Origin of the sequence: Pseudomonas sp. B21-047, from assembly GCF_024748775.1 — a bacterium.
Taxonomy (GTDB): domain Bacteria; phylum Pseudomonadota; class Gammaproteobacteria; order Pseudomonadales; family Pseudomonadaceae; genus Aquipseudomonas; species Aquipseudomonas capeferrum.
In genome coordinates this window covers 5,245,754-5,262,419 of record NZ_CP087169.1, presented here as the reverse complement: position 1 = coordinate 5,262,419, position 16,666 = coordinate 5,245,754, and the positions used below count along the sequence as shown (strand labels likewise).

17 protein-coding genes are annotated in these 16,666 nt (G+C 63.5%); 14 read left to right on the top strand and 3 right to left on the bottom strand.

Annotated elements, in window-relative coordinates; genetic code table 11:
* Positions 1-6: 6 nt before the first annotated feature.
* Positions 7-597 (top strand): LON peptidase substrate-binding domain-containing protein, encoded by a 591-nt coding sequence (locus tag LOY26_RS23815; protein ID WP_258714181.1) that lies wholly within the window; start codon positions 7-9, stop codon positions 595-597.
* A gap of 22 nt (positions 598-619) precedes the next feature.
* Here LOY26_RS23815 and LOY26_RS23810 read toward each other — a convergent pair whose 3' ends face one another.
* Positions 620-1,936 carry a bifunctional DedA family/phosphatase PAP2 family protein gene (locus LOY26_RS23810; RefSeq protein WP_095063862.1) on the bottom strand — a complete coding sequence of 439 codons (1,317 nt, stop codon included), beginning with the start codon at positions 1,934-1,936 and terminating at the stop codon, positions 620-622.
* A gap of 3 nt (positions 1,937-1,939) precedes the next feature.
* A complete protein-coding gene (locus LOY26_RS23805) occupies positions 1,940-2,608 on the bottom strand; it encodes a DNA-3-methyladenine glycosylase (protein WP_186652684.1) in 669 nt (222 codons plus the stop codon).
* A gap of 262 nt (positions 2,609-2,870) precedes the next feature.
* On the opposite strand from LOY26_RS23805, the gene LOY26_RS23800 reads away from it, so the two are divergent.
* The 13 genes from LOY26_RS23800 (at position 2,871) to LOY26_RS23740 (ending at position 15,311) form a co-directional block, all read left to right on the top strand.
* A complete protein-coding gene (locus LOY26_RS23800) occupies positions 2,871-4,142 on the top strand; it encodes a glutamate-5-semialdehyde dehydrogenase (protein WP_186652682.1) in 1,272 nt (423 codons plus the stop codon).
* 1 nt (position 4,143) lies between these two features.
* Positions 4,144-4,803: a nicotinate-nucleotide adenylyltransferase gene (gene nadD / locus LOY26_RS23795; RefSeq protein WP_186666123.1), complete on the top strand. Its 660-nt coding sequence runs from the start codon at positions 4,144-4,146 to the stop codon at positions 4,801-4,803.
* A 42-nt stretch (positions 4,804-4,845) separates the two neighbouring features.
* Complete coding sequence (rsfS, locus tag LOY26_RS23790) at positions 4,846-5,265, top strand: ribosome silencing factor (RefSeq protein WP_186652677.1); 420 nt, start codon at positions 4,846-4,848, stop codon at positions 5,263-5,265.
* Positions 5,266-5,274: 9 nt separating this feature from the next.
* The gene (gene rlmH, locus LOY26_RS23785; protein ID WP_258714180.1) at positions 5,275-5,742 is read left to right on the top strand and encodes a 23S rRNA (pseudouridine(1915)-N(3))-methyltransferase RlmH; all 468 of its coding nucleotides are present in this window, start codon (positions 5,275-5,277) and stop codon (positions 5,740-5,742) included.
* A 16-nt stretch (positions 5,743-5,758) separates the two neighbouring features.
* On the top strand, positions 5,759-7,648 hold the full coding sequence (gene mrdA, locus LOY26_RS23780) for a penicillin-binding protein 2 (protein WP_033701721.1): 1,890 nt from the start codon (positions 5,759-5,761) through the stop codon (positions 7,646-7,648).
* A gap of 38 nt (positions 7,649-7,686) precedes the next feature.
* Positions 7,687-8,790, top strand: a complete 1,104-nt coding sequence (gene rodA, locus LOY26_RS23775; RefSeq protein WP_050506153.1) for a rod shape-determining protein RodA — start codon at positions 7,687-7,689, stop codon at positions 8,788-8,790.
* A gap of 17 nt (positions 8,791-8,807) precedes the next feature.
* Positions 8,808-9,818, top strand: a complete 1,011-nt coding sequence (gene mltB, locus LOY26_RS23770; RefSeq protein WP_033701719.1) for a lytic murein transglycosylase B — start codon at positions 8,808-8,810, stop codon at positions 9,816-9,818.
* The gene (locus LOY26_RS23765; RefSeq protein WP_186652668.1) at positions 9,818-10,819 is read left to right on the top strand and encodes a septal ring lytic transglycosylase RlpA family protein; all 1,002 of its coding nucleotides are present in this window, start codon (positions 9,818-9,820) and stop codon (positions 10,817-10,819) included. The genes mltB and LOY26_RS23765 overlap by 1 nt, the downstream gene beginning before the upstream one ends.
* A gap of 240 nt (positions 10,820-11,059) precedes the next feature.
* The gene (locus LOY26_RS23760) at positions 11,060-12,220 is read left to right on the top strand and encodes a D-alanyl-D-alanine carboxypeptidase family protein (RefSeq protein WP_033701717.1); all 1,161 of its coding nucleotides are present in this window, start codon (positions 11,060-11,062) and stop codon (positions 12,218-12,220) included.
* Positions 12,221-12,295: 75 nt separating this feature from the next.
* Positions 12,296-12,571 carry a DUF493 domain-containing protein gene (locus LOY26_RS23755; protein WP_033701716.1) on the top strand — a complete coding sequence of 92 codons (276 nt, stop codon included), beginning with the start codon at positions 12,296-12,298 and terminating at the stop codon, positions 12,569-12,571.
* Positions 12,571-13,218 carry a lipoyl(octanoyl) transferase LipB gene (lipB, locus tag LOY26_RS23750; protein WP_033701715.1) on the top strand — a complete coding sequence of 216 codons (648 nt, stop codon included), beginning with the start codon at positions 12,571-12,573 and terminating at the stop codon, positions 13,216-13,218. Before LOY26_RS23755 ends, lipB begins: the two co-directional genes overlap by 1 nt.
* A 2-nt stretch (positions 13,219-13,220) precedes the next feature.
* Positions 13,221-14,237, top strand: a complete 1,017-nt coding sequence (gene lipA, locus LOY26_RS23745; RefSeq protein WP_033701714.1) for a lipoyl synthase — start codon at positions 13,221-13,223, stop codon at positions 14,235-14,237.
* Between the two features lie 135 nt (positions 14,238-14,372).
* The gene (locus LOY26_RS23740) at positions 14,373-15,311 is read left to right on the top strand and encodes an LD-carboxypeptidase (RefSeq protein ID WP_033701713.1); all 939 of its coding nucleotides are present in this window, start codon (positions 14,373-14,375) and stop codon (positions 15,309-15,311) included.
* A gap of 27 nt (positions 15,312-15,338) precedes the next feature.
* On the opposite strand, the gene LOY26_RS23735 is transcribed toward LOY26_RS23740, so the two are convergent.
* Positions 15,339-16,655 (bottom strand): lytic murein transglycosylase, encoded by a 1,317-nt coding sequence (locus tag LOY26_RS23735; protein ID WP_186652664.1) that lies wholly within the window; start codon positions 16,653-16,655, stop codon positions 15,339-15,341.
* Positions 16,656-16,666 lie beyond the last annotated feature (11 nt).

The window sequence follows — 16,666 nt, the reverse complement described above, 5'->3', positions numbered from 1 at the left end:
GTTGTGATGACGCTACCGCTGTTTCCCCTCAATACCGTGCTGTTTCCCGGCTGTTTTCTCGATTTGCAGATTTTCGAGGCGCGTTACCTGGACATGATCAGTCGCTGCATGAAGCAGGGGGCGGGCTTTGGTGTGGTGTGCATCCTTGAAGGCGAGCAGGTCGGCAAGGCGCCGCCGGTGGTGGCTTCGATCGGCTGCGAAGCGATGATCCGCGACTTCGTGCAGCAGGATAACGGCCTGCTGGGGATCCGCGTCGAAGGGGGGCGGCGTTTCAGCCTGGAGCAGACCGAGGTGCAGAAGGACCAGTTGCTGGTGGGCCAGGTGCAATGGCTGCCGGAGTTGGCGGACAGCCCGGTGGGCGAGCCGGACGAAGACCTGCTGGCGTTGCTGGTTGCCTTGGGCGAACACCCGATGGTCGAGGCGCTGGACATGCCGCGACCGGTGGACGGGCGGCAGGCGTTGGCCAATCAGTTGGCGTACCTGCTGCCGTTCATGGAAGAGGACAAGCTCGATCTGCTGGCGATCGATTCGCCGCAGTTGCGCCTGGAAGAGATCCAGCGGCTGCTGGAGCGCATCCAGGGCGAGTTGTTTGCCTGATGCTGCGGTGCTTTAGTCGGCCTCAGTACTGATAGCGCAGCAGCGCCTGCGGCAATGCATGCATGGCAAAGAACGCCAGCAACGCAATGCACGCCGGCAGCACCAGCCACCACACCCGCAGCGGCAGGGCGGTAAGCGGTTGGCGGTACTGCGACAAGGTCAGGCTCAACGCACAGACGCAGCACGCCAGCAGGGCGCCGGCCAGAATGTCGGTCGGCCAGTGCGCCCCCAGGTATACCCGCGACAAGGCAATCGCCAGGGCGGGGATGCACCCCAGCATCACCCAGGTCAGGCGCATCCGCGGCGGTTGGCCGCGCCCGGCGAGCACCGCCATCACCAGAAAGAACGCGAACGACGCCGAGCTGTGGCCGCTGGGCATGCTGTAGCTCGTCAGCGGGTCGGTCAGCACCTCGGGGCGCGCGCGGGCGAACAGCCATTTCAGCGTGCCGTTGGCTAGCGCCGTCCCCATCAAGGCGCCGCCGGCAAACAGGGCGTGGCGCCATTGCCGGGCGAGCAGCAGCAGGCCGGTCAGCAGCCCGCCGAGAAAGAACTGGGTGCGAAAATCGCCTAGCCGGGTCACCAGCACCACAACGCCGTCGACGGCCTGGCTGCGGTGCTCCTGCACCAGTGTCATCACGCCCTGGTCGAATTCGTGCAGGTACGGCCAGCCGAGGAATACCCCGGCCAGGGCTGCGAAGCTCATGCCGGCGATCAGTCGTGTTCCATGGCGCTGGTCACGAATGCTGGTGGTCAGGCTGAGGCCGATGATGACTGCCAGGGTGCCGGCGATGATGCCGGCATCCAGCCAGAAGCCTTCCGGTAGCGGTAGACGCATGGCCGCGCCGGTGGCCCAGCCTGGCAGCAGGTAGGCGACCGACCAACCGGCGCCGGCCACCAGGCTGACGGCGATGAAGCGCGGCAGCGGCATGTCGAACATGCCGGCGACCATCGGCAGCATGGGCCGCAGCGGCCCGATGAAGCGCCCCACCAGCAGGCTGGCGATGCCATAGCGCTGGAAGTAGGCCTCGGCGCTGCCGATCCATTCCGGGTGATGGCGCAGCAGCGGCAGACGCCGGATGTTCTGATGGAAATACTTGCCCACGGTGTATGACAGCGCATCGCCCAGCAAACCGCCGAGAAAACCCAGCAGCAGGGTTTCGCCCAGGCTGAAGGTACCGCTGCCGGCCAGCACGGCGACCGCGAACAGCAGCACCGTGCCAGGCACGATGATGCCGGCAATGGCCAGGCATTCGATGCAGGCCACCAGGAAAATCGCCAGGCCAAGCCACTGTGGGTTGGCGCTTAGCCAGCCGGTCAGGCTGTCGAGCCATTGGCCCATGTGTCAGCTTCCTTGTTCGAGTATGAAGAAGTCTTGGCCTTCGACTTGGCCACGACGCAACGGGTTCCGCGTACAGACGCGGGCGTATTCGGCGTCGACGAAGCGGTACGGCAGGTGTTCGTCGCGCCCGTGTGGGATGCCCAGGCGGGCGGCCTGGATCACTCGCGGTACGGCGATGCCGCAATCGTCGACGTAGAACCGCTCGGGGTCGAACCGTTGGGCGTCCCAGTGCGGCACTTTCAAGCCCAGTGCGCGGCACAGCAGGGTCTGGCCGGCGCAAAGGCGCTCGGCCGGGCGCAGGTTGCCGCTGGCATCGGGGTTGTTCAACTGCATCTGTGCCAGGCTGTTGGCGCCTGAGGTCGCATCCTGCCAAGGGTAGGCGGATTTGATCAGCACGGCGTTGCCCGGGCCTTGGGCGCTGAAGTTCAGTGAGTCGCCACCGCGGGCGTAGTACATATAGATGTGCCCGCCGTCGAGGAACAGCGCCTTGCGTTTTTCGGTGTAGCCGAGCGAAGCATGGCTGCCTTTGTCGGTAAGGTAGTACGCCTCGGTCTCGATGATGCGTGCCGCCAGCCACAGGTCGCCTTGGCGATGGCGGATGACCTTGCCCAGCAGGGCCTTGGCCAGAATTTGGGCGTCACGGTCGAAAAAGCTGTCGGGCAGGGCTGGCATGCTGGCAGTTCGTCGGTGGAAAGGCGGGGATAATAGCAATGAATGGCTTAATCGAGGCTGAACCAGTGCCCTGATTCATTGGTATCGATATGTTTCGCGCCAGGGTGATGTTTGCCTTGGGAGGGGTGGCGCTCGACCTCACAGGCACCGAAAAACCCAAGTCGTGAACAGCCATTTTCTACCATCCGCCAGCCGCCGCTGGGCGTATACCTGCGCGCCAGTTATAATCAGCCGATTTCCCCTTCGCCAAGACACCGAACCCATGACTGAGTCCGTTCTTGACTACATGACCCGTTTGGGTCGCGCTGCTCGCCAGGCTTCCCGGGTGATCGGCCGCGCCAGCACCGCGCAGAAGAACCGCGCCTTGCAAGCGGCCGCCGACGCTTTGGACGCCGCACGCGCCGAGCTGACCGCCGCCAACGAGCTGGACCTGGCCGCCGGCCGCGGCAATGGCCTGGAGCCAGCGCTGCTCGACCGCCTGGCGCTGACCCCGGCGCGTATCGACGGCATGATCACCGGCCTGCGCCAGGTGGCCAGCCTGCCGGACCCGGTCGGTGCCATCCGCGACATGAGCTACCGCCCATCGGGTATTCAGGTCGGCAAGATGCGCGCTCCGCTGGGGGTGATCGGGATCATCTACGAATCACGCCCGAACGTGACCATCGACGCTGCCAGCCTGTGCCTTAAATCCGGCAACGCGACCATCCTGCGTGGCGGCTCCGAAGCAATCCACTCCAACCGTGCCATCGCCACCTGCATTCAGCGTGGCCTGGCCGAGGCCGGCCTGCCGGCAGCAGTGGTGCAGGTGGTCGAGACCACCGACCGCGAAGCCGTGGGCGCGCTGATCAGCATGCCCGAGTTCGTCGATGTCATCGTGCCGCGCGGCGGCCGTGGCCTGATCGAGCGTATCAGCCGCGATGCGCGGGTGCCGGTGATCAAGCACCTGGACGGCATCTGCCATGTCTACGTCAGCGAGCACGCCGACCTGGACAAGGCCTGGCGCGTCGCCTTCAACGCCAAGACCTACCGCTACGGCATCTGTGGCGCCATGGAAACCCTGCTGGTCGACCAGCGCGTAGCCGAACGGTTCCTGCCGGAAATGGCCCGCCGTTTCCAGGAAAAGGGCGTCGAACTGCGTGGCTGCGAGCGCACGCGTGCGTTCATCGACGCCAAGCCGGCCGGCGAAGACGACTGGCACACCGAGTACCTGGATGCGATCCTGTCGATTCGTGTGGTCGATGACCTGGACCAGGCCATCGAGCACATCAACCACTATGGTTCGCACCACACCGATTCGATCATCACCGAGCACCAGGGCCAGGCCCGCCAGTTCATGGCCGAGGTCGACTCGGCGTCGGTGATGCTCAATACCCCGACCTGCTTTGCCGACGGTTTCGAGTACGGCCTGGGTGCGGAGATCGGTATTTCCACCGACAAGCTGCATGCCCGCGGCCCGGTCGGCCTGGAAGGGCTGACCTGCGAGAAGTACGTGGTGATCGGCGACGGCCAGCTGCGCGGCCAGGAGTCCTGCTGAGTTGAGCAAGGCCCAGGCAGTCCGGCGCATCGGCATTCTAGGCGGCACCTTCGACCCCGTGCACATCGGCCACTTGCGCAGCGCGCTGGAAGTGGCCGAGCTCATGGCGTTGGACGAGTTGCGCCTGCTGCCCAACGCCCGGCCGCCGCACCGCGACACGCCGCAAGTGGCCGCGCAGGATCGCCTGGCGATGGTGCAAAGTGCCGTGCAGGGTGTCGAGCGCCTGAGTGTCGACGCCCGCGAGCTCGCGCGCGACAAGCCGTCGTACACCATCGACACACTGGAGTCGATCCGCGCCGAACTGGGCATGCACGACCAGTTGTTCCTGGTGCTGGGCTGGGATGCCTTTTGTGGCTTGCCAGGCTGGCACCGCTGGGAAGAACTGCTGCAACACTGTCACATCCTGGTGCTGCAACGCCCGGATGCCGACGTAGAACCCCCTGACGAGCTGCGCAACCTGCTGGCTGCGCGCTCCGAGAGCGATCCCACCGCCATGTCCGGCCCGGCGGGAAATATTTCGTTCGTCTGGCAGACCCCGCTTGCGGTGTCGGCTACACAGATCCGACAGTTGCTGGCCAGCGGCAAGTCGGTGAGGTTCCTGGTGCCGGACGCCGTACTGGCCTACATCGAGGCGCACGAACTGTATCGTGTGCCTAACTGACGGTGCTCCGGCACCTCATCCAACAAGTTGAACGAGTTTTATATGAACAAGCAGAAAATTCACGGCGAAGCACTGGTCCAGCTGACCATTACCGCGCTGGAAGACGTCAAGGCCCAGGACATCCAGGTCATCGACGTCAGCGAAAAACACAGCCTGACCGATTACATGATCATTGCCACCGGTACCTCCAACCGCCAGATCAGTGCGATGCTGGAAAAGGTCCGCGAAGCGGTCAAGAGTAAGGGCGTTCAGCCGCTGGGCGAAGAAGGCAAGGGCGACAGCGACTGGGTGCTGCTCGACCTGAACGATGTCATTGTGCACATGATGACTGCCGCTGCCCGCCAGTTCTACGACCTGGAGCGCCTGTGGAAGGGTGCTGAGCTGAGCCGTGCTGCCGATGGCAAGCACCACAACCCGGAGCACGCCCACGAGTACTCCGACAAGCTCAAAGACCGGGAATAAGGAAGCGTCGTGCGTCTGCGCCTGATCGCGGTCGGCTCGCGCATGTCCAAGTGGGTCGAGGACGGTTGGCATGAATATGCCAAGCGCCTGCCCCCGGAGCTGTCGCTCGAGCTGGTGGAAATCCCGCTGAATACCCGTGGCAAGAATGCCGACGTCGCTCGCCTGATCCGTCAGGAGGGCGAGGCCATGCTGAGCAAGGTGCAGCCTGGGGAACGCATCGTTACCCTGGAGGTCCATGGCAAGCCTTGGAGCACCGAGCAACTGGCGACCGAGCTGGACCGCTGGCGCCTGGATGCGCGCACGGTGAATTTGATGGTTGGCGGCCCCGAAGGGCTGGCGCCTGAGGTCTGCGCGCGCGCCGAGCAACGCTGGTCGCTGTCGCCGCTGACGTTGCCGCACCCGTTGGTAAGGATACTCATCGGCGAGCAGATCTACCGCGCCTGGACCGTGTTGTCCGGGCACCCTTACCACAAATGAGCCTGTAAGCAGTCCGATGTCGCAGCCGATCCGTCTCAAGGACCACGAGAAAGACGCCCGCCTGGTGCGTAACCGCGTCGTGGTCGGCGCGGTGGCGATCATGCTGCTTATCTGCGTCTTGATCGCGCGGCTGTATTACCTGCAGATCATCCAGTACGACTACCACTCGACGCTGTCGGAGAACAACCGGGTGCATGTGCAGCCGATCCCGCCGACCCGCGGGCTGATCTTCGACCGTAACGGGGTGATCATCGCCGATAACCGGCCCAGCTTCAGCCTGTCCATGACCCGTGAACGCGCAGGGGACTGGCAGGTGGTGCTGGACAACATCGTCGAAGTGCTGGAGCTGACAGCGGACGACCGCGCCCTCTTCGAAAAACGCATGCGCCAAGGCCGCCGGCCGTTCGAGCCGGTGCCCATCCTGTTCGAGCTCAACGAAGAGCAGATTGCCCGTGTGGCAGTGAACCAGTTCCGCCTGCCGGGCGTGGAAGTGGTCGCGCAGTTGGTGCGGCACTATCCGCAGGGTGCGCACTTCGCGCACTCGGTGGGGTATGTCGGGCGCATCAACGAGAAAGAGCTGAAAACCCTGGACCCGGTGAATTACAGCGGCACGCACCATATCGGCAAGACCGGTATCGAGCGCTTCTACGAAGATGCCCTGCACGGCCAGGTCGGTTACGAAGAGGTCGAGACCAATGCCCGCGGCCGGGTACTCCGGGTGCTCAAGCGTACCGACCCGAAGCCGGGCAAGGACATCGTCCTGAGCCTGGACATCAAGCTGCAGGAAGCCGCCGAGGCGGCCCTGGGTGGCCGGCGCGGCGCAGTAGTTGCGCTCGATCCGCGCACGGGTGAGGTGCTGGCAATGGTCAGCCAGCCGAGCTTCGACCCCAACCTGTTTGTCACCGGCATCAGCTTCAAGGCCTATGCCGAACTGCGTGATTCGATCGACCGGCCGCTGTTCAACCGCGTGTTGCGCGGGCTGTACCCGCCCGGCTCGACCATCAAGCCGGCGGTGGCCATCGCCGGCCTGGACAGTGGCGTTGTCAATGCCGGCAGTCGGGTGTTCGACCCAGGCTATTACCAACTGCCCAACTACGATCACAAATACCGTAACTGGAACCGTTCTGGCGATGGCTGGGTCGACCTGGATACCGCGATCATGCGCTCCAACGACACCTACTTCTACGACCTTGCCCACAAGATGGGCATCGACCGCCTGTCCACCTACATGAACAAGTTCGGCATTGGCCAGAAAGTGTCCCTCGACATGTTCGAAGAGTCCTCCGGGCTCATGCCGTCGCGTGAATGGAAACGCGCCACCCGCCGCCAGGCCTGGTTCCCCGGCGAAACCCTGATTCTCGGTATCGGCCAGGGCTACATGCAGGCCACGCCGCTGCAGCTTGCCCAGGCCACCGCGTTGATCGCCAACAAAGGCGTGTGGAACCGCCCGCACCTGGCCAAGACCATCGAAGGCCAGCCACCGGTGGACGACAACCCCATGGAAAACATCATCCTGCGGGACAAGTCCGACTGGGCCAAGGTTACCCATGGCATGGAGCAGGTGATGCATGGCGCACGGGGTACCGCGCGCAAGGCTGCGGTCGGCGCCCAGTACCGTATCGCCGGCAAGAGCGGTACCGCCCAGGTGGTGGCGATCAAGCAAGGCGAAAAATACGACCGCAACAAACTTCAGGAACGCCACCGCGACCACGCCCTGTTCGTCGCCTTTGCACCGGCCGATGACCCGAAGATCGTGATTTCGGTGATGGTCGAGAACGGTGAGTCAGGCTCTGGCGTCGCCGCACCGGTGGTGCGCCAGATCATGGACGCCTGGTTGCTCGACGAGCACGGCCGGCTCAAGACCGAGTTCGCTCCCGCCACCGTTACTCAGGAATCGGCCCTGTGATGAACAATTTCGATCGCATGCTCTCCAGCGAGGATGTGATGCGTCGGCGCGCCAGTTTTCTGCAGCGCATTCATATCGACGGACCGTTACTGGTCATTTTGCTGGCCCTCGCGGCCGGCAGCCTGTTCGTGCTCTATTCGGCCAGTGGCAAGAACTGGGACCTGCTGCTCAAGCAGGCCACCTCGTTCGGCATCGGCCTGGTGTCGATGTTCGTCATCGCCCAGCTGGAGCCGCGTTTCATGGCGCGCTGGGTGCCGTTGGCGTACCTGACGGGGGTGCTGTTGCTGGTGGTCGTGGACGTCATGGGCCACAACGCAATGGGCGCGACGCGCTGGATCAACATCCCGGGGGTGATCCGCTTCCAGCCCTCGGAGTTCATGAAGATCATCATGCCGGCGACCATCGCCTGGTACCTGTCCAAGCGCACCTTGCCGCCGCACCTCAAGCATGTGGCGATCAGCCTGGTGCTGATCGGCGTGCCGTTCATTCTGATCGTCCGCCAGCCTGACCTGGGCACGGCGCTGCTGATTCTCGCCTCCGGTGCCTTCGTGCTGTTCATGGGGGGGCTGCGCTGGCGCTGGATCGTCAGCGTGGTGGCCGCCGCGGTGCCAGTGGCGGTGGCCATGTGGTTCTTCGTCATGCACGACTACCAGAAGCAGCGCGTGCTGACCTTCCTCGACCCGGAAAGCGACCCGCTGGGCACCGGCTGGAACATCATCCAGTCCAAGGCCGCGATCGGCTCGGGCGGCGTCTTTGGCAAGGGCTGGCTGCTGGGCACCCAGTCGCACTTGGACTTTTTGCCCGAGAGCCACACCGACTTCATCATTGCGGTGCTGGGTGAGGAGTTCGGCCTGGTCGGCATCTGCCTGCTGCTGATCGTCTACCTGCTGCTGATCGGCCGCGGGCTGATGATCACGGCCCAGGCGCAGACCCTGTTCGGCAAGCTGCTGGCGGGCAGCCTGACGATGACTTTCTTTGTATACGTGTTCGTCAATATCGGTATGGTCAGCGGCCTTCTGCCCGTGGTGGGCGTGCCGCTGCCCTTCATCAGCTATGGCGGAACTTCGTTGGTGACGCTGCTGTCAGCGTTTGGCGTTCTGATGTCGATCCATACGCACCGCAAATGGATCGCACAGGTTTGAATAAGGTGAAGAATTTAATGCAAGCAGTGCGTAACTGGGCTGCCCGTTGTACGCCGTGGATCGGTGCGGTGGGCCTGTTCGGCGCTGTCCAGCTGGCCCATGCGGGCGACTACGATGGCTCGCCCCAGGTGGCCGAGTTCGTTGGCGAAATGGCCCGTGACTATGGCTTTGCCAGTGAGCAGTTGACCGGCGTGTTCCGCGAAGTGCAGCGTAAGCAGTCGATCCTCGATGCCATCTCGCGGCCGGCCGAACGGGTCAAACCGTGGAAGGACTACCGGCCGATGTTCATCACCGACGCGCGCATCGCCCGTGGTGTGGACTTCTGGCGCCAGCACGAAGCGGTGCTGGCCCGTGCCGAGCAGGAATACGGGGTGCCGGCGCAAGTCATCGTCTCGATCATCGGCGTAGAGACCTTCTTTGGCCGCAATACCGGCAATTACCGGGTGATCGACGCCCTGTCGACGCTGGGCTTCGACTACCCGCCGCGGGCCGAATTCTTCCGCAAGGAGTTGCGCGAGTTCCTGCTGCTGGCCCGCGAAGAGCAGCTTGACCCGCTCACGCTCAAGGGTTCCTACGCCGGTGCCATGGGCCTGCCGCAGTTCATGCCGAGCAGTTTCCGCAACTATGCCGTGGACTTCGACGGCGATGGTCACATCAATATCTGGAACAACCCGGACGATGCCATCGGCAGTGTCGCCAGCTACTTCAAGCGCCATGGCTGGGTGGCCGGCGAGGGCGTGGTCAGTCGTGCCATGGTGCAGGGCGAGCGTGCCGACGAAGGCCTGACCACCGGTATCGAGCCGGTGAAGACGGTCGGGGAGTTGCGGGCGCTGGGCTGGTCAAGTCATGATGCGCTGCGCGATGATCTGCCGGTTACCGCCTTCCGCCTGGAGGGCGAAAACGGCCCCGAGTACTGGATGGGCCTGAAGAACTTCTACGCGATCACTCGCTACAACCGCAGCGTGATGTATGCCATGGCGGTGCATCAGCTTTCGGAACAGCTGGTCCAAGCACGGGGCGTCAAGTAATGCGCGCAATGATCTCTACCAACGCTTTCAAGCTGCTGACCTGCCTCGCCGTCGGCGTGGCCCTGGCCAGCTGTTCTTCCAGCCGCCCGACCCCGCAAAGCAGCGGTAACACCGTGCGCACGCAGCCCGGGCTGGACATCAACCGTGCCCACAAGGACGGTGCGCCGTGGTGGGACGTGGATGTGAACAAGATCCCCGACGCCACGCCGACGGTGCACACCGGCAACTACAAGGCCAACCCGTACACGGTGCTGGGCAAGACCTACTACCCGATGCAGGAATCGCGCAACTACCGCGCCGAGGGTACCGCGTCGTGGTATGGCACCAAGTTCCACGGGCAGAACACCGCCAACGGCGAGCTCTATGACCTGTACGGCATGAGCGCCGCGCACAAGACCTTGCCGCTGCCGGCCTATGTGCGGGTGACCAACCTGGCCAACGGCCGCAGCGTGGTCCTGCGGGTCAACGACCGTGGCCCGTTCTATTCCGACCGCATCATCGACTTGTCGTACGCAGCGGCGAAAAAGCTCGGCTACGCCGAAATCGGCACCGCGCATGTGCGCGTCGAAGGCATCGACCCGCAACAATGGTGGGCCCAGCGTGGCCAACAGCCACCGTTGGTGCTGAAGGAGCCTCAGGTCGCGCAGACCCAGTCGATCCCGGCCAGCACCGGCCGCGTCGAGCAGTGGACCCCGCCACCGCAGCAGCACGCGGCGCCTGTCGTGCCCGTGCAAGTCGGCGGCAACAATGTGCCGGCGGGCAACGGCGGCAGCTTCCTGCAGGTGGGCGCCTTCGCCAACCCGGACGCCGCCGAGTTGCTGCGTTCTAAGCTGAGCACCATGGTCAGCGCACCGGTGTTCATCAGCTCCATCGTGCGTAACCAGCAGACGCTGCACCGCGTGCGTCTGGGGCCGATCGGCAGCCAAGGTGAGATCCAGCAGGCGCAAGACAGCATTCGCCTGGCGAACTTGGGGCAGGCCAAGCTGGTCACAGCTGACTGACCGAGTCGGCTTCTTCGCGGGTAAACCCAAGCGGTTTACCCGCGAAGCGGGCTACACCAAACTGTCGGTTTTGTCATGAATTGCCGGGCGCGCGCATGTACAATGGCCGTTTTTGCCCGCAGCGACATAAAGCCGCACTTCGTGGGCACGGCCCAAGGCCTTAAAACTAGACTGACTGGCGCTGGGTACACGACGTGGCCCAGGGAACATCTCAGACCATTAGCGATTTTCGAGAGACGGATGAACATCACCAACCTTGCCAAACGACTTTGCCTGCCCGTACTGCTGATGATCACGCCTGCTGCTTTCGCGGCAGAGCAAATGATGCCGGCACCACCGCAACTGGCAGCCAAGTCCTACGTACTCATGGACGCGTCCAGCGGCAACGTGCTGGTCGAGAACAACGGTGACGAGCGCCTGCCACCGGCCAGCCTGACCAAGCTGATGACCGCCTACATCGCCACCCTGGACATTCGCCGTGGCCAGATCGGTGAAAACGATCCGGTTACCGTCAGCGAAAACGCCTGGCGTACCGGCGGTTCGCGCATGTTCATCAAGGTCGGCAGCCAGGTCACGGTCAGCGACCTGCTGCACGGCATCATCATCCAGTCGGGTAACGATGCTTCGGTCGCCCTGGCCGAGCACATCGCCGGCAGCGAAGACGCCTTCGCCGACATGATGAACAAGACAGCCGCCGACCTCGGCATGTCCAACAGCCACTTCATGAACCCGACCGGCCTGCCGAACACGGAGCACTACTCCTCGGCGCATGACATGGCCCTGCTGGCGCGTGCGATCATCGACGTCGACCCGGCCCACTATGCGATCTACTCGCAGAAAGAGTTCTTCTGGAACAACATCAAGCAGCCCAACCGCAACCTGCTGCTGTGGCGCGACAAGACCGTCGATGGCCTGAAGACCGGCCACACCGACGAAGCCGGTTACTGCATGGTGGCTTCGGCCGTACGTGACGGCCAGCGCCTGATCGCCGTGGTGTTCGGCACCAACAGCGAGCAGTCCCGTGCCGCCGAAACCCAGAAGCTGCTGACCTACGGCTTCCGCTTCTTCGAAACCCAGACCTTCTACCAGAAGGGCACCGAGCTGACCCAGGCCCCGGTCTGGAAGGGCGCCACCAGCCAAGTCAAGGCGGGCCTGGCCAACGACCTGACCATGACTATGCCTAAAGGCCAATTGAAGCGCTTGCAAGCTTCGATGACCATGAACCCGCAGCTCACCGCGCCGATCGCCAAAGGTGACGTGATCGGCAAAGTGGAAGTCAAACTGGACGAGAACGTGGTTCACAGCGCCGACCTGATCGCCCTCGATGGCGTCGAGGAAGGTGGTTTCTTCCGCCGTATGTGGGATAGCATCCGTCTATTCTTCTACGGGTTGTTCAACTGATAACGTGACCTGCCACGCTCCCGCTGTTCATGCGGGAGCGTTGTTGTTGCCACGGCTTACGAGGCCGTTTCCGCCATGAGCGAACCTGACGTCAAGTCGCACAAGATCGAATTCCCCTGCGCCGATTACCCGATCAAGGTGATCGGTGACACCGTGGTCAATTTCAAGGACACGGTCATCGAGATCTTGAAGAAATATGCTGAGGTCGACATGCAGACCTTGGCCGAGCGCCAGAGCAAGGAAGGCAAGTACACCACGGTGCAACTGCACATCGTTGCCACCAGCGAGGATCAGTTGCACGATATCAATAGCGCCCTGCGTGCTACCGGCATCGTGAAAATGGTGCTCTGATGTCCGCCTGTCTCGGTTTTCGCGATCTCGGCCTGCAGCCCTATGAACCGGTGCTGGAAGCCATGCGTCGCTTTACCGAGCAGCGTGGGCCCGACAGCCAGGACGAAATCTGGCTGGTCGAACACCCTTCGGTCTTTACCCAGGGCCAGGCTGGCAAGGCCGAGCACCTGCTGATCCCGGGCGATATCCCGGTGGTACAGACCGACCGCGGTGGCCAGGTGACCTATCACGGCCCCGGGCAGTTGGTGGCTTACCTGCTGCTGGATGTACGGCGGCTGGGGTTTGGTGTACGTGAGCTGGTCAGCCGCATCGAGCAGGCGCTGATCGACCTGCTTGCCAGTTACGATGTCCAGGCCGCGGCCAAGCCCGACGCCCCGGGTGTCTATGTCGATGGAGCGAAGATCGCCTCCCTCGGCCTGCGAATCCGCAACGGCCGTTCTTTCCACGGCCTTGCCCTGAACGTGGACATGGACCTTGCGCCATTCCGCCGAATCAACCCCTGCGGCTATGCGGGGCTGGCCATGACCCAGCTACGCGATCAGGCAGGCCCGATCGAACTCAACGAGGTCAGGACAAGGCTGCGCGGACAGCTGGTCAAGCACCTCGACTACGCTGAGCAGACGACCCTCACGGGCGGAATCGACTGAATATGACAACTGTGCAAGAAGCCGTGCCGAACCTGATACCTACCCTGGATGCCACCCCGCGCACTGCGCCGAAGAAGGTGGAAGCTGGGGTCAAACTGCGTGGCGCCGACAAGGTGGCGCGCATCCCGGTGAAGATCATCCCCACCGATGAGCTGCCGAAGAAGCCTGACTGGATCCGTGTGCGCATCCCGGTTTCGCCCGAGGTAGACCGCATCAAGCAACTGCTGCGCAAGCACAAGCTGCACAGCGTCTGCGAAGAGGCCTCCTGCCCGAACCTGGGCGAGTGCTTCTCTGGCGGTACCGCGACCTTCATGATCATGGGTGACATCTGCACCCGTCGTTGCCCATTCTGCGACGTTGGCCACGGCCGACCGAAGGCACTGGACGTCGATGAGCCGAAAAACCTCGCGGTCGCCATCGCCGACCTGCGCCTGAAGTACGTGGTGATCACCTCGGTGGACCGCGACGACCTGCGTGACGGTGGTGCCCAACACTTCGCCGACTGCATTCGCGAGATCCGCGCCTTGTCGCCGGGCGTGCAGCTGGAAACGTTGGTCCCGGACTACCGTGGCCGTATGGATGTCGCCCTGCAGATCACCGCGCAAGAGCCGCCGGATGTGTTCAACCACAACCTGGAAACCGTACCGCGCCTTTACAAGGCAGCGCGTCCCGGTTCGGACTACGACTGGTCGCTGGACCTGCTGCAGAAGTTCAAGCAGATGGTGCCGCACGTGCCGACCAAATCGGGCCTGATGCTCGGCCTGGGCGAGACCGACGAAGAAGTCATCGAAGTGATGCAGCGCATGCGCGAGCATGAGATCGACATGCTGACCCTCGGCCAGTACCTGCAGCCCTCGCGCAGCCACTTGCCGGTGCAGCGTTTCGTGCACCCCGACACCTTCGCCTGGTTCGCCGAGGAAGGCTACAAGATGGGCTTCAAGAACGTCGCCTCCGGCCCGCTGGTGCGTTCTTCGTACCATGCCGACCAGCAGGCTCACGAAGCCAAGATCAAGCTCTGAGCCTGGTCTGAGCCACACATGCCGATGCGCGCCGAAAGGCGGCATCGGCATTTTTGTTTAGGCTTTTTTCCTACTGTGTTGGAAAGCCTTGCGTATTTAGATTTGGGCGGCCCTATACCTGCAAGGAGTTGCACGATGTACTGCACTGAACGCACCGAGTCACGCCTGCCTGTTGCACTGCCAGGCAATGCCTGCTTTGCCATCGTCGCCCCGGCCGGTCCGGCACGGCTGGATGCGCAAAAGGCCAGCCAATGGTTTGCCGGGCGTGGCTACCGTTGCCGTATCTACCCGGGTGTGGAAGAGGCCCAGGGTTACCTCGCAGGTACCGATCAGCAAAGGCTGCAGGACCTTCACGATGCCTTCGCCGATCCAGCCATCGATGCGATTGTGTGCATGCGCGGGGGTTACGGCAGCATGCGTTTGCTCGATAGGCTCGATTTTGAGCTCATTCGCCGTAATCCCAAGCCGCTGATCGGCTACAGCGACATCACCGCGCTGCACACGGCCATCTACCGCAAGACCGGGTTGATTACCTTCCATGGGGCGATGCTCAATGCCGACCTGCTAGGCGCCAAGCAGCAACCGACCGAGTCGTCGCTGGTGGCCCAGTTGATGGGGCAGGTAGGGGCGGGGGATGCGATCGCTCATCCGGCAGACTTTGCCCTGAGCTGCGTGGTGCCGGGTGTTGCCAGCGGGCGTTTGTTGGGCGGCAACCTGTCGATGCTGGGTGCGACCCTGGGCACTGTGGCCCAGATCGATACCCAGGGCTGCATCTTGTTCATCGAAGACGTCAACGAGCCGCTGTTTCGCGTCGACCGTTTGCTGACCCAGTTACGCCTGGCGGGCAAGCTTGCGGGGGTGAAGGGGGTGCTGGTGGGGGATTTCGCCGGTATTACCGTGGCGGCTATGACGCCGTTGCTGCAGGACATTTTCGGGCCGCTGGGTGTGCCGGTGCTGGCCGGGTGGCGCAGTGGGCACTGTGACCCGAATGTGTGCTTGCCGTTGGGAGCCGAGGTGGTGCTGGACAGCGAGAAGATGAGCCTGGTGTTGCAGCAGGATCTGTTCAGGGCTTGATGGGGCTGCGCCGCAGCCCCAACTGCCTCAACGCTGACGCAAGCGCTCAAGCAGCTTGTGCGTCGGATACCCATCCGCCGGCCAACCCAACCCCTGCTGGGCGGTGCGAATGGCCTTGCGGGTATTGGCGCCAATGATGCCGTCGGCATTGCCCGCGTCATGCCCGCTGGCATTGAGCAGGTGCTGCAGCTCCATGCGTTCGCTGCGGCTCAGGGGCAGGTCCTCTTTCGGCCAGCTGCCGGCAATGAACCCCCAGCCTGAGAACCGATCACCCAACAGGCTCACTGCCAGGGCATAGGACGATGAGTTGTTGTACTTGAGGATCGCGCGGAAGTTGTCCAGTACCAGGAACGCCGGACCGCGAGCGCCCGCAGGCAGCAGCAGGGCGGCGGACAGCTGATTGCTGTTGGCGGGCAGTTGGGTGCCGGCTGGCAGTGTCACGCCCAGTTGCAGCCACTCGCTCACCGGCTTGCGCAGCGAACCATCGGCCAGCCAGAAGTCGAAACCTGCCGGCACCTGCACTTCAAAGCCCCAGGGTTGGCCACGCTTCCAGCCGGAGCTTTGCAGGTAGTGCGCGGTCGAGGCCAGGGCGTCCGGGGTGCTGTTCCAGATGTCCCGGCGGCCATCGCCGTCGAAATCCACGGCATGGGTGTTGTAGGTAGTCGGAATGAACTGGGTCTGGCCCATTGCACCGGCCCACGAACCGCGCATGGCCTCCGGCTGGATGTCACCGTTCTGCAGGATCTGCAGGGCGGCAATCAGTTGGTCCTGGGCGAACTGCGGGCGGCGGCCTTCGTAGGCCAGGGTCGCCAGCGAGCGAATGACCGACTTGCTGCCCTGGAACTGGCCGAAGTTGCTTTCCATGCCCCAGACCGAAACCAGCACCTGGCGATCCACGCCATAGCGCTGTTCGAGGCGGGTCAGCAGCTCTGCATTCTGCTCCAGCAGTTTCTTGCCGTTGCGCACACGCAGTGGCGACAGGGCGCCTTCAAGGTACTCCCACACCGGCCGGCTGAACTCAGGCTGGCTGCGGTCGGCCTTGATCACGTCCAGGTCGGGGGTAACACCGAGGAATGCACGGTCGAAGGTGTTCGGCGAAATACCGGCCTGCAGCGCTTGTTGGCGGAAGCCAGCCTGCCATTGCGCGAAGGTTTGCAGGGGTTGGATCTCAGTGCTGGCGTCGGGCGTTGCACCGGGCAGGTTCACCACTGGAGCGGGCTGGGCAGGGGCCAGCGGCAAGGCATCGGCGGCGGTGGGTTTTTCCGCGCAGGCGACGAGCAGGATGAAGCTGGAGGCCGCGATCAGCTGGCGGGATTTCCAACGGGGGAGAAGACTGAAGAGCATGCACAGATCCA